At 65.6% G+C, this 13,292-nt stretch carries 8 protein-coding genes; 3 read left to right on the top strand and 5 right to left on the bottom strand.

Translation table 11 applies throughout. The features are described from left to right. Positions 1-661: 661 nt before the first annotated feature. The 5 genes from AB4118_RS05770 to AB4118_RS05750 all read right to left on the bottom strand — a co-directional run bounded on the left by AB4118_RS05770 (position 662) and on the right by AB4118_RS05750 (position 7,243). Entirely contained in the window at positions 662-1,156 is a 495-nt protein-coding gene (locus AB4118_RS05770; protein WP_441488857.1) for a peptide deformylase, read from the bottom strand. Between the two features lie 17 nt (positions 1,157-1,173). After that, positions 1,174-3,378, bottom strand: a complete 2,205-nt coding sequence (locus tag AB4118_RS05765; protein WP_441488856.1) for a 3-hydroxyacyl-CoA dehydrogenase NAD-binding domain-containing protein — start codon at positions 3,376-3,378, stop codon at positions 1,174-1,176. Between the two features lie 23 nt (positions 3,379-3,401). Beyond that, on the bottom strand, positions 3,402-4,610 hold the full coding sequence (locus AB4118_RS05760; RefSeq protein ID WP_441488855.1) for an acetyl-CoA C-acetyltransferase: 1,209 nt from the start codon (positions 4,608-4,610) through the stop codon (positions 3,402-3,404). Positions 4,611-4,750: 140 nt separating this feature from the next. Beyond that, positions 4,751-6,547, bottom strand: a complete 1,797-nt coding sequence (locus AB4118_RS05755; RefSeq protein WP_441488854.1) for an acyl-CoA dehydrogenase C-terminal domain-containing protein — start codon at positions 6,545-6,547, stop codon at positions 4,751-4,753. Between the two features lie 228 nt (positions 6,548-6,775). Beyond that, the gene (locus AB4118_RS05750) at positions 6,776-7,243 is read right to left on the bottom strand and encodes a MerR family transcriptional regulator (protein ID WP_441488853.1); all 468 of its coding nucleotides are present in this window, start codon (positions 7,241-7,243) and stop codon (positions 6,776-6,778) included. A gap of 362 nt (positions 7,244-7,605) precedes the next feature. On the opposite strand from AB4118_RS05750, the gene AB4118_RS05745 reads away from it, so the two are divergent. The 3 genes from AB4118_RS05745 to AB4118_RS05735 all read left to right on the top strand — a co-directional run bounded on the left by AB4118_RS05745 (position 7,606) and on the right by AB4118_RS05735 (position 13,040). Then, the gene (locus tag AB4118_RS05745; RefSeq protein WP_441488852.1) at positions 7,606-11,145 is read left to right on the top strand and encodes a hypothetical protein; all 3,540 of its coding nucleotides are present in this window, start codon (positions 7,606-7,608) and stop codon (positions 11,143-11,145) included. Between the two features lie 195 nt (positions 11,146-11,340). After that, positions 11,341-12,270 carry a sulfite exporter TauE/SafE family protein gene (locus tag AB4118_RS05740; RefSeq protein WP_441488851.1) on the top strand — a complete coding sequence of 310 codons (930 nt, stop codon included), beginning with the start codon at positions 11,341-11,343 and terminating at the stop codon, positions 12,268-12,270. After that, positions 12,267-13,040, top strand: a complete 774-nt coding sequence (locus tag AB4118_RS05735; protein WP_441488850.1) for a TIGR02186 family protein — start codon at positions 12,267-12,269, stop codon at positions 13,038-13,040. Before AB4118_RS05740 ends, AB4118_RS05735 begins: the two co-directional genes overlap by 4 nt. Positions 13,041-13,292: the final 252 nt, after the last annotated feature.

The following is a 13,292-nucleotide window of genomic DNA, read 5'->3' as shown; positions in this document are numbered from 1 at the left end:
GGCATGGTCGCGTGCCGAAGCGTGTTTTACTAGGGCCGCGTAGGTAATCCGGTAATGGGTGGCCCGGCCAGATGGCGGCGCTCAATGCGAAGCCTGCAGGCACGCCGATCATCCCGGCGTTCAAGCCCCCTGCCGACCAGCCGGACTACACCCCTTCCGTTCCGTTCGATCGCCTCAAGGTCTTTGCCGCGGAGCCCTGCTCGCTGCGCTGCCCCAGGAGTTCTCGACCAGGTCTTCTTCGCAGCCCAGGCTACCGAAGGGGTAGACACCCCGATGAAGAGCGCCCGGACCCGCCGGAACGTCTCCCGGGAGGGAGCTGGGACGCACCTGAGCGGCTGCAGGCTCGGCCATCGCGGCGTCGGATCTGGCGGGATTTCGGTCGGCGGCATCGTCCGCAAGCACCCATTTTTCGGTGGATTGCTCTCAGATTCCGGCCATCCCCGTCGCAGCCGCGCTCGCGAAAAGCAGGCACTTGCGAAGGGCGAATCGGAATGTCGCGCGCGTTTCGCGCACTTGAGCGAATCGTCACGTTTCGGTCGTCGTGTCCGGTTCCGGGCCGGTCAGGGGGTCGGCCGACCCATCACCGCCCGAAGGCTGCCGCAGGCGCCTGCGAGAGGCTGCGCCAGGCTCCGGTCCTGCCAAGGGCCGGCGAGCGGCAAGGTCACGCACGCCGCAGCTTGTTGTAGCGGGCGATCAGCCTGTCGCGCTTCAGGCGTGACAGGCGATCGACCCAGAAAATGCCGTCGAGCTGGTCGATCTCGTGCTGGTGGCAAACCGCGAGCAGGCCATCTGCCTCTTCGAACTGTTCCGCACCGTCCAGGTCCTTATAGGTGACATGGACGCGGGCATGACGCTCGATCTCGTCTGCAACCCCCGCCATCGAAACGCTGCCCTCGTGGTGGCGGATCATGTCAGGTGAAGCCCAGGCGATCGCCGGGTTCACATAGGTCCGAACCTCACCCGGCGACAGCTCCAACACGACCAGCCGCTGGAGAAGACCGATATGCGGCGCCGTTATGCCGATGCCGGGAGCCGCCCGCATCGTTTCCAGCAAATCGGCCGCGAGCGAGCGAAGCACCGCATCGAAACGCGTCACCGGCTCGGCTGCCATGCGCAGCCGAGAATCGGGAAAGCCAATGATCGGCCGGATCGTCACGCGGTGGCCTCAGGGGATTATGCGGCAGCCTTCTTCTCCGCATTGCCATAGTAGCTCTCGCCCGTCTTCGCCATGCGCTTGAGCTGCCGGTTCGGCCTGAAGCGCTCGCCATGGGTCCTGGCGAGCTTCTCGCAGAGCTTCACGAAGACGGCCGCGCCCATGTTGTCGATGTAGGAGAGCGTGCCGCCCGAATAGGGCGCGAAACCGAATCCGATGATCGAGCCGACATCCGCCTCGCGAGGATCGGTCACGACACCTTCCTCATAGGTGCGGGCAGCTTCCAGGGCCTGGGTGACGAGCAGGCGTTCCTTGAGCTCCTGCATGTCGATGAGCTCCGGGTCGAGCCGATTCTTCGTCAGCTCGGCAAGCCCCGGCCAGAGCCGCTTCGGGCCGGCTTCCGGATAGTCGTAGAAGCCCTTCCTGTTCTTGCGGCCGAGGCGGCCATGCGTCTCGACCATCTCGGTGAGCAGTCTTTCCTGCGCGGGGTCGACCGCATGTTCGCCGAGCTGGGCCTTGGTTGCCTTCAGCACCTTGTAGGCAAGATCGACCGCGACCTCGTCATTGAGGGACAGCGGACCGACCGGCATGCCGGCCTGCTTGCCGGCGGCCTCGATCATCGCCGGGGGCACGCCCTCCATCAGCATCAGATGGCCTTCGCGGATGTAGTTGCCGACACAGCGGTTGGCATAGAAGCCGCGCGTGTCGTTGACGACGATCGGCGTCTTTCTGATGGCGCGGACGAAATCGAGCGCCATGGCGAGCGCCTTCTTGCCGGTCTTCTTGGCCATGATGATCTCGACCAGGAGCATCTTCTCGACCGGCGAGAAGAAATGCACGCCGATGAAATTCTTCGGGCGCTGCGAGTGCTCGGCGAGTCCGGTGATCGGAAGCGTCGATGTATTGGAACCGAAGATCGTCCTTGGTCCGACTACGGCCTCGACCTTGGCGATGACCTCGGCCTTGACCTTCGGATCCTCGAACACGGCCTCGATGACGAGATCGCAGCCCTTGAGATCGGCATAGTCCGCCGAGGCGATGATCCGGCCGAGCAGCGCGTCGCGGTCGGCCGTCTTGGCGCGCCCCTTCATGATCTGGTCGGAAACCAGCTTATGCGAATAGGCCTTGCCCTTCTCGGCCGCCTCGATGTCGCGGTCGATCAGGATGACGTCCAGGCCTGCCTGGGCGGTGACATAGGCGATGCCCGCGCCCATGAAGCCTGCGCCGACAACCCCGACCTTCTTCAGCCTGCTCGCCGGGACATCGGCCGGGCGGCGAGCCCCCTTGTTCAGCTCCTGCATCGAGACGAAGAGCGTGCGGATCATCGAGGCCGCCTCCTTCGTCCGCAGAATTTTTGCGAAATAGCGGCTCTCGACCCTGAGGCCGAGATCGATCGGCAACTGCAGGCCCTCATAGACTGCGCTCAGGATGGCGCGTGCGGCCGGGTAGTTGTCATTCGTCTCGCGGCGATAGATCGCGTTGGCCGGTGGCCAGATCTGCATGCCGGCGGGCGAATAGACCTTGTTGGAAGGCAGCTTGAACTTGGGATCGTCCCAGGGCGCCTTGGCCTGCGGATTGGCCTTCAGCCACTCCCGGGCGTTCTGAAGCATCTGATCCCGCGGCACGGCCGCATGGACGAGGCCGCTGTTTCGGGCCGGCAGCGCCTTGATCTGCTCGCCCTTGAACATCATCTGCAGCGCGTCGCCGGTCTGCATCAGGCGCGAGACACGCTGCGTACCGCCGGCGCCGGGGAAGAGCCCGACCTTGATCTCGGGCAGGCCGACGCGGGTTGAGGCATCGTCCGAGGCGACACGATACTGGCAGGCGAGCGCAAGTTCGAAGGCACCACCGAGGCAGACGCCATGGATGGCGGCTGCGAACGGCTTCCCGCAGGTTTCGAGCTTGCGATAGAGCAGCGAGAGCTTGCGGCTTTCGTCGAAGAAGGTCTGCATCGCAGCCGCTTCGCCCTTCTCCCTGGCAAGCCCGACATAGAGGTCGCGCAGCCCCTGGAGCATGGTCAGGTCGGCACCGCCCGAGAAGGCTTCCTTGCCGGAGGTAATGACGCAGCCCTTGATCGCCTCGCTCGAGACGACATGGTCGATGACCTGGTTCAACTCGGCCATGACCTCGGGGGTGATGACGTTCATCGAACGGCCGGGCATGTCCCAGATCAGGGTCGCAATGCCGTCGGCGTCGGTCTCGAAGCGGAAATTGGTGAGGTTCATCGGTTCTCTCCCCTTCGTCCCGATCAGACGCGTTCGATGATGGTCGCGACGCCCATGCCAGCGGCGACGCAAAGCGTGACGAGTGCGGTCTGCTTGTTCGTGCGCTCGAGTTCGTCGAGCACCGTGCCGAGGATCATCGCGCCCGTGGCGCCGAGCGGATGGCCCATCGCAATGGCACCGCCATTGACGTTGAGGATGGCGTCGTCGATGTCGAAGGCCTGCTGATAGCGCAGCACCACCGAGGAGAAGGCCTCGTTCAGCTCGAACAGATCGATATCCCTGGTGGTCATGCCGGCCTTTTTCAGAACCAGCTCCGTGACGTCGACCGGCCCGGTCAGCATCAGCGCCAGGTCGGAACCGACAGTGGCGAAGGCCCGAATGCGGGCGCGCGGCTTCAGGCCAGCCGCCTTGCCGCCCTTCTTCGAGCCGACGAGCACGGCAGCCGCACCATCGACGATGCCGGAGGAATTGCCGGCGTGATGCACGTGATTGACGAACTCCACATCGGGGTGAGCCGCCGTCGCGACGGCATCGAAACCACCCATCTCGCCCATCTGGACGAAGGAGGCCTTGAGCGCTGCCAGGGCCTGCATGTCCGTATTCGGACGAATGGTCTCGTCGCGGTCGAGGAGAATCAACCCGTTGACGTCGGTGACCGGGATGACCGAATTCCTGAAGCGACCTTCGGCCCAGGCGGCGGCGGCCTTCTTGTGCGAGCGCACGGCAAAGGCGTCGACATCGTCACGCGAGAAGCCGTATTTCGTGGCGATCAGATCGGCCGAGACGCCTTGCGGCATGAAATAGGTGTCGATTGCGACGGACGGATCGACCGCAATGCCGAAGCCCGAGGCGCCCATGCCGACGCGGCTCATGCTCTCGACGCCGCCACCGATCGCCATCTCCTTCTGGCCGGCCATGACCTGCGCCGCGGCAAGGTTCACCGCGTCGAGGCCCGAGGCGCAGAAGCGGTTGATCTGCACGCCCGGCACTTCCTTGCCGTACCCCGCCTTGAGCGCGACGGTCCGCGCGATATCGGCGCCGGCCTCGCCGACCGGATCGACGCAGCCAAAGACGACATCCTCGACCAGCTTGGGCTCGAGCTTGTTGCGGTCTTTGATCGCACGCAGCACCTGCGTGCCGAGTTCGATCGCCGTGACCTCGTGCAGGGAGCCGTCGGCCTTGCCCTTGCCGCGCGGCGTCCGAACGTGATCGTAGATGAATGCGTCAGCCATCAAGGCCTCCCGGGGCTCGCCGCAATGGCGGCTCGTTGTTGGGACTTCGCCAACATGGCCGGGCATGTCCCGGCCGTCTGGAAGCGAAGGCAATCTGCAAGCGATGCCCGGGTCAAGCCCGGGCATGACCTTTGGTCTGCTCAGAACTGCTCTGCCGAGAGCGCCATGGTGGAATCGGCGCCGGCCGTGATCCGTGCCAGATGCGTGGCCGTCTCCGGCAGGGTGCGCTCCATGAAGAAGCGCGCGGTGACGAGCTTGGTGTTCATCCGCTCGGTCGCGCCATTGGCGCCGGCCTCGAGCTTGTCCTGCGCAGCCTTGGCGATCTTCATCCACATATAGCCGAGGGAGACGAGGCCGAGCAGGTGCATGTAGTCGGTCGCCCCGGCGCCGGCATTGTCAGGCTTGGCGAGGGCGTTGTTCATGAACCACATCGTCGCCTGCTGGAGATGACCGAGCGAGGCCAGCAGGGGAGCGAGCAGCGGCTTCAGCCCCTCGTCCTCGCCATGTTCCTTGATGAAGCCGCCGACCTCGTTGAAGAAGGCCATGATGGCGCGGCCGCCGTCTCGGCCGAGCTTGCGGCCGATCAGGTCCATGGCCTGCACGCCATTGGCGCCCTCGTAGATCATGGCGATGCGCGCGTCGCGCACGAACTGCTCCATGCCCCATTCGGCGATGTAGCCATGGCCGCCATACATCTGCTGGGCCTTCACCGCGTTGTCGAAACCGACATCGGTCAGGACACCCTTGAGCACGGGGGTCATCAGTCCGAGCTGATCGTCGGCGGCCTGGCGTTCGGCGGCATCAGCCGAACGATGGGCGACATCGGATTTCAGCGCGTTCCACAGCACGAAGGCACGCGCAGCCTCGTTGAAGGCCTTGATCGACATCAGCGTGCGGCGGACATCGGGATGGACGATGATCGGATCGGCAGCCTTGTCCGGCTCCTTGGCGCCGGTCAGCGCCCGCCCCTGGAGGCGGTCCCTGGCATAGGCAACAGCGTTCTGATAGGCGACCTCGGACTGGGCGAGCCCCTGGATCGCGACGCCGAGGCGGGCCTCGTTCATCATCACGAACATGGCGTTGAGGCCCTTGTTCTCGGTGCCGATGAGCCAGCCCCTGGCGCCGTCATAGTTCATGACGCAGGTCGAATTGCCGTGGATGCCCATCTTGTGCTCGATCGAGCCGCAGGAGACGCCGTTGCGCTCGCCGACTGCGCCGTCGGCGCCGACCACGTTGCGCGGCACCACGAAGAGCGAGATGCCCTTGACGCCGGCGGGAGCCCCCTCGATGCGGGCGAGCACGAGATGGATGATGTTCTCGGTGATGTCCTGCTCGCCGGCCGAGATGAAGATCTTGGTGCCGGAGATCGCATAGGAACCATCGCCATTCGGCACGGCCTTGGTCTTGATCAGGCCGAGATCGGTGCCGCAATGCGGCTCCGTCAGGTTCATCGTGCCCGACCAGACACCCTCGACCATCTTCGGGATATAGGTGCGCTTCTGCTCCTCAGTGCCGTGCACATAGAGTGCGGCGATCGCGCCCATGGTCAGGCCGGGATACATCGAGAACGCCATGTTCGCCGCCGAGGCATATTCGTTCATCACGGCGCCGAGCGTATAGGGCAGGCCCTGGCCGCCATATTCGGGATCCATGGCAAGTCCGATCCAGCCGCCCTCGGCATAGGCCTTGTGCGCCTCCTTGAAGCCCTTTGGCGTCGTCACGGATCCGTCAGGGTCGCGCTTGCAGCCCTCCTGGTCGCCGGAATGGTTCAACGGCTGGAGCACTTCCTCGCAGAGCTTGGCACCCTCGCCCAGCACCGCCGCGACCACATCGGGCGTCGCATCCGCGAAACCCGGCAGGTTGTTGTAGCGTTCGATGTTGAAGACGTCGTTGAGCAGGAACAGGGTGTCTTCGACGGGCGCCTTGTAGACCGGCATGGTGTCCTCCCTCTCGGCGCGGCCGCCTGCCGAATGCGATCCGGCGCAGCCACTGATCAGATAGTTTATATATAAACAATCTATGGGCGACTTGTGAAGAGGGCGGGGTCATTTTGTTGCCGCACCCTGTCGCGTTTCCCATCCGCAGCGCATGACAAAACGGCCCCGGACACAAGTCCGGAGCCGTCAATCCCGATCAAATGATCGATAATCCGTGCTGTGAGGCGCTCAGGCCTTGTCGAGGCCCGCCAGCGTCGCTTCGAGCTCGGCGATCGCGCCTTCGATCTCGACCTGCTGCGAGCGCAGCAATTCGAGCTGCTCGGCAATCTGCCCGCGGGTGAGCTGCAGCCCGCCGACCGAAGCCGACTTCTCTGCGCCGGCCTCGCCCTTCTTTTCCTCATTGGCGAGCATGGCGCGGATTTCAACCAGCGTGAAACCGAGCTGCTTGCCCTTGAGGATCAGCGCAAGCCGCGAGCGATCGCGGCCGGAATAGATGCGCGTCATGCCCGAGCGGGCCGGAGCCAGGAGACCGCGCGATTCATAGAAGCGAAGCGTGCGCAGGGTCACCGCGAAATCGCGGGCAAGGTCGCTGATGGTGAAACCACCAGCCGAGTCGGCTTCACTGGAAGTAGGCGTCGACGATGTGCGGCCGGTATCTGAAGAGCCGGCCGCCATAGCATTGCTGTGGCGCGACATGGAGTTCCTTAAAAAGTTTGGACGCAGGGAACCGCCGGCATCGGTGGCGACGAAGTTCCGTTGGGTAGGGGGAATAGCTCGCCCCATCTCCTAGCGTCAGGTAATATCGGCCAATTGGGGGTAAATTACGGTTACGAGCCCGGCATTCGTGCTGCCCCTGTCCGGGCGTTTGCAAAAAATTAACGGCCGGCTCCCGGATATTAACCGTCCGTTTACCGTGACGGCCAAAAGTCGGGTCTGCGAGCCAGGCCGTCGTCAGCGGCAACTGAATCTTCACGATCGCCTGTTTCGCGCGGGGAAGCTGCGGCGCCAGGGGGCTGCGCATCCCGACTGAAGACCGGTCCCCTTAGGCGAGCGAGATCATGGCCAATAGCTTGCCCTGGAGCGTCAAGGGCGTTGATCCGCGCACCCGCGATGCCGCAAAGGCCGCGGCGCGGCGCGCCGGAATGACCCTGGGTGAATGGCTGGACCACAAGATTCGCGTCGAGGCGGAAGAGAGCGAGCCGACAGCCGCCCCTCTGGAGCAGCTCGACATCGCAGCGCTGTCCGAGCGCCTCGCCAAGCTCTCCCAAGGGCAGATGGAAACCTCCTCGCAGGCCGCAGCAAGCGCTGCGGCGCCGCAGTTTGCTCCCGAGATGTCGCGGGGCCAGATCGAGGCCGCGCTGTCGCAGGCCGCCCTCGCCGAGCGCATGACCCGGGAATCGAGCGCCAAGACGGCCGGCGCCCTGGATTCGATCGCGCGCTGGATCGAGAAGACCGAGAACCGTCTCGTCAGCGGCGAGCGCAGTAACGCCGAGCGTCAGGAACGCGCCACCAACGTCATCGCCGACGCGATCAAGACCATGGGCGAGCGCATTGCCGAGATCGAGCGCAAGGCGGTTGATGCCCAGAGCAAGGCTGCCGCCGTCCGCCCGGCCCTGAATCGCGATGGCCTGGCCGCAGCGGTGACGGATATCCGCACGCGCCAGCGCATGCTGGATACCGATCCCGAAGCCGCCGCCTCGGGCCGGACAGGCCTGAGCGAGAGCCGGGTCGCGGCCTTGCGGCAGGATCTCCGATCGTTGGGCGAGAGGGTCGGCGCCAGGGGCGACCATCCCTCTCTCATGTCCGAGCGCCTCTCCCCGGCTGCGGCGTCACGGCAGGTCGAAACGCCCGCACTGGAAAGGCTGATTGCCGATCTCGGTTCGAAGCTGGAGCGGCTGGACCGGAACGACCGTATCGAGCCGATCCTGAAGCCTCTGGCGCGGATCGAAACCGAAGTCGCCCGCCTCGCCCGCGAGAATTCCGGCGAGAGCTATGCCCGTTTCGAGCTGGAGATCGCGCATCTCGCCGCCAAGGTCGACGCACTCGCGGCGCGCGGCAGCGACCGCGCTGCACTGACCCCGGTGCTTCGCGACATCGCAGAATTGCGTGAACTGCTCGCCACGAGCACCGGCGATAACCGCCTCGGCGATCTTTCGCATCAGGTTTCGGCTCTGGCGGGCGAAGTCGCCCGGCTGCGCGACGGGCAGCCTGATGCACTCTCGATGCGTGGCCTGTCCCAGGCGATCGAGGACGTGCGCGACGCCCTGCTCACCGACCGTTTCGGCGATCCCGCCCCGCTGCTTTCGCTGTCGCGGCAGGTCGAGGCGCTGGCTGACAAGGTCGATTCGCTGCCCGTGATGCGCCCCGAGGTGATCACGTCTCAGACCGAGCAACTCTTCGCGCGGCTCAACGAGATCGGCGCCTCCGGCTCTCCGGCATCGAACGAGCTGTCGCGCCGGATTGAGGCCCTCATCATCAAGCTCGAGGATGTCTCCGATCGGCAGCCGAACCAGCTCGCGGACCGGATCGACAGCCTGCAGCACCAGATCGAAACGCTGGCGGATCACGGCCCGGCAGCAGTCACGAAGCAGATCGAAGGGTTGGCTGCCCGGATCGAGAGTCTCGCAGCCTCCAGCAACCTGACCCAGATGGTCCATGACGGCGGCAACGTACAGGTCGCGCGCGTCGACATGCGCCCGGTTGAGGACATGTTGCGCAGCCTCGCCGAGAAGATCGACGAGGCGGGACGCCCTGGCGCCGAATCCGATTCCTTCGATGCACTCGAACAGCAGATCGCCGGCCTCGCCAGCCGGCTCGACGAGGCCGTCGCGACGCGTTCGGCCGAGACCGGGATCGAGCGCACGCTGCAGGACCTCGTGCGACACCTCCAGACCGTGCGCGAGGACACCGCAGCCGCGGCCGAACGTGCCGCACGCACCGCCATGGCCGATATGGCGAGCAAGACCCCCGCTCAGGCGGGAGGCTTTGCTGAGCTGAGCACCCTGGTTTCCGGACTGCGCGAGAGCAACGCCGCCTCCGGCCGGGAGACGCAGGACGCCATCGGCGCCGTCCATCAGACCCTCGAGACGATCATCTCGCGCCTCGCCAGCCTCGAAGCCGAGCTCGGCCTCGAGCGGAAGGAGGTCGCGCTCGCACCGGCCCCGGCGGCCCCGGCGCGCCCCTCGACCATGCCGTCGACGCGTGGCCTTGCACTTCCTGCCAGCATGAGCGCCGCGATCGAGGATCGCTTTGGCGCCCGGCTGGAGACGACCCGGCCGGCGGAACGCGCGGCAGAAGCGCCTGCCGCCAGGTCCCATGACCTGCCGCTCGAACCGGGCTCGGGCCGGCCGCGCCAGGACACACCGGCCGCTTCAGCCGTGGCAGCCCAGGATCCGCAATCGGTCCGCCAGAACCTGATCGCCGCGGCACGGCGTTCGGCAAAGGCGGCCTCCGAAGCCGCAGCCTCTGTGCCCGCGGCGGAAGCCGAGCGCAGCGGCACCAGCACCTCCAAGGGCGGCAAGCTCAAGGAGATCATGGAGAAGCGTCGCCGCCCGCTCCTGCTCGGGCTGGCCGCTGTCGTTCTTGCCATGGGCACCGCCCATGTCGTCACCGGCGCACTGCAAAGCCCGAAGACGAAGGCCGCCGGCAACGAAACCGTTCAGACTCCTGCCTCCGCTCCCGCCGTCGCTGCCCCGGAACCCGCCGCCCCGGAGGCTCCAGCCAAGCCCACGAAGGATCAGAGCTCGGTGCTTTCGCCGGTCGAACTCGGCCCGGCCGCCGCCTTCGCGGGACCGGCAGCCCCGATTCTCGGCTCTCCCGAAACCACCAGCTCGACCACCCAGCCGACGGCAACCGCCGCGCTGCCGCCAGCGACCGCGCCCGACCCGGTTCAGGCCGTCACCGGGCTCGGCGACCTGCCTGCCGGATTTGGAACGCCGGGCCTGCGCAAGGCCGCCCAGGCAGGTGATGCCCGTGCCGTCTACGAGCTCGCCAGCCGCGCGGCCGATGGCAGCAACGCGACACGCGATCCGAAACTGGCCTTGCGTCTGTTCGAACGCGCCGCGGTCGCCGGGCTGGCGCCAGCGCAGTTCCGACTGGCCAACATGTTCGAGAAGGGCGTGGGCACCCAGCGCGACATCGCACTGGCGCGGGTCTGGTACTCCCGTGCCGCAGAGCGCGGGAATGCCAAGGCCATGCACAATCTCGCCGTGCTTTATGCCGAGGGCGTCGACGGCAAGGCGGACTATGCGACGGCGACGGAATGGTTCCGCCGCGCCGCGGACGCAGGCGTGCGCGACAGCCAGTACAATCTCGCCGTTCTGCTGGGCCGCGGCCTCGGCGTGCCAGCCGATCTCGGCCAGTCCTATCTCTGGTTCGCCATCGCCGCCAAGCAGGGCGACGACGATGCGGCCCGCAAGCGTGACGAAGTCGCCGGACGCCTCAACCCCAACGACCTGGCAGCGGCGAAGCTCGCTGCCGATTCCTGGAAGGCAAAGGTGCTCGAGCCTGGCGCCAACGAGGTTGCGGCACCGGCACAGGGTTGGGAAGACAACACAAGCGCAGCCGTCAGGAAGCCCGCAAAGCCAGCTCGCAGCTAATGCATGACAGGCAGGCCCTTGGCCTGCCTGTCATGGTTTCGACGCGTTACGCAGCCATCAGAGGTCGATCGCGACTTCAGCCGATCCGGCCGCAACACCTTCTTCGTCTACGATAAGGATTTGCCTAACCGGATTGGTGCAATCTGGGACGAGCCGGCGCCGAATCTCATGCCGCGCCGGCACACGAGGGCAAAGGTGCAGATTTATCTCCCGATCGCGGAACTGCCGATCAGCATCCTCATGGTGCTGGGCCTGAGCGGTGCCGTCGGCTTCATCTCCGGCCTGTTCGGGGTCGGCGGCGGCTTCCTGCTGACCCCTCTTCTGATCTTCCTCGATATCCCTCCGGCAGTTGCCGTGGCGACCGTGGCCGCCCAGGTCGCCGGCTCATCGATGACCGGCGTCCTGACCTACTGGCGCCGCAAGGCGCTCGACCTCAAGCTCGGCAGCGTCCTGGTCGGCGGGGGCATCATCGGCACCGTTTTCGGCGTTCTGTTCTTCAACTCGATGCGCCGGCTCGGCCAACTCGATCTGGTCATCACCCTGTCCTATGTGACGCTGTTCACCATCATCGGCGGATTGATGCTCTATGACGCGCTGCGCTCGGCGCTGCGCGCCAAGGCGGGCAAGCCGGCACGCCGGCGCCGTCAGGCCGGCACACATCCGCAATGGATGAAGCTGCCCTGGCGCATGCGCTTTCACAGTTCGCAGCTTTATGCCAGCGTCATCCCGATCGCCGCGCTCGCCATCGTCATCGGCTTCATCGGCGCCGTGCTCGGCGTGGGCGGCGGTTTCATCCTGGTGCCGGCGCTGATTTATTTCTTCCGCATCCCGCCGGCGGTCGTCGTCGGCACCTCCTTGTTCCAGATCCTGGTGACGATGACGGGCGCAACCATGCTGCACGCCCTCACAAACCAGTCGGTCGACCTGATCCTGGCGGCACTGCTCCTGGTCGGCGGCGTGATCGGGGCCCAGTTCGGCGGCCGCGCGGCGCGCAACCTGAATGTCGACTCCTTCCGTCTGCTGCTTGCGCTGTTGATTCTGTCGGTGGGCCTGCGCTTCGCGATCGAGCTGTTCATCCCGCCAAGCGACCCCTTCTCGGTCGTCCTGCCGGAGAGCGCGCGATGAAGGGCTTCAGGTCCCTGGCCGCTGCGTTGCTGCTGACCTCCATCGCGGCCACTGCCCCGCGTGCCGAAACGCTGATCGCATCCGTGTCGAGCCATCAGATCCAGATCTCCTCGAACTATACCGGCGATCAACTGACGGTCTTCGGCCTGGTCGAACGCGGCGGGCGGACGGTGGCGCGCGGCGACCCTTACGACATCGTGGTGACGGTGCGTGGGCCACAGCGCATGCTGATCGTCCGCGAGAAGGAACGGCTCGGGCCGATCTGGATCAACCGGACACAGCGGCGCTTCGTCGATCGCCCGATATTCCTGATGGTGTCGAGCAACCGGCCCCTGAACGAGATCGTCAACGAGGATGCGGCGCGGCGCGACAGGATCGGGCTGGCCAACACCCAGCGCAACTTGCCGCCGGAGCTCTATTATGAGGAGAGCACTGTGCGCTTTCGCCAGGCGCTGATCCGAATCCTCGAAGACAAGGGTCTCTATGCGCAGGACGAGCGTGGCGTCACCTTCCTGTCGGAAACATTGTTCAGCGCGCCGATCGATGTGCCCGCCACGGCACCGACCGGCTCCTACGAGATCGAGATCGCGCTCTATTCAGGCGGCGCCATGCTGGCGCGCCAGACCACCAATTTCGAGGTGATCAAGACCGGCATCGAGCAACGGCTGGCGACCGGCGCACATGACCATCCGCTCCTCTACGGACTGGCCACGGCGGCCATGGCGCTGCTTCTGGGCTGGCTCTCCAGCGTCATTTTCCGGCGCGACTGAACATCGGCCCGAAAAGTGGATGGCGGCTCTCGGGAAAGCCGGTGCAATCACAAGGGGTTAGATCATCGGACCTGCTACGATTTCCGGTCGGAAGATCTAACAGGCTGTTGAAAAAGTCTGTAGCGGGGCGGCGTTTGGCGTGATTCACTCGGCTTGAGGAGTTGGCTGGGGGCATTTGATGCGCGGGTCGGATGAGCGCTCTGGATCGCTGTTTTCCTATGTGGATCTGGAGGCTCGGGTCGGAGGTCGGAG

It is taken from the genome of Allobosea sp. 2RAB26, from assembly GCF_052115465.1.
Classification (GTDB): domain Bacteria; phylum Pseudomonadota; class Alphaproteobacteria; order Rhizobiales; family Beijerinckiaceae; genus Allobosea.
The sequence above is the reverse complement of the archived record's forward strand: the minus strand, read 5'-3'. Positions and strand labels throughout refer to the sequence as shown.

Coding starts and splice junctions, on each gene's coding strand:
- AB4118_RS05755 (WP_441488854.1), bottom strand. CDS start 6,547: ATGCCGGTCTACAAGGCGCCCGTCGAAGACACCCTGTTCCTGCTCAAC.
- AB4118_RS05760 (WP_441488855.1), bottom strand. CDS start 4,610: ATGGCTGACGCATTCATCTACGATCACGTTCGGACGCCGCGCGGCAAG.
- AB4118_RS05765 (WP_441488856.1), bottom strand. CDS start 3,378: ATGAACCTCACCAATTTCCGCTTCGAGACCGACGCCGACGGCATTGCG.
- AB4118_RS05750 (WP_441488853.1), bottom strand. CDS start 7,243: ATGTCGCGCCACAGCAATGCTATGGCGGCCGGCTCTTCAGATACCGGC.
- AB4118_RS05735 (WP_441488850.1), top strand. CDS start 12,267: ATGAAGGGCTTCAGGTCCCTGGCCGCTGCGTTGCTGCTGACCTCCATC.
- AB4118_RS05745 (WP_441488852.1), top strand. CDS start 7,606: ATGGCCAATAGCTTGCCCTGGAGCGTCAAGGGCGTTGATCCGCGCACC.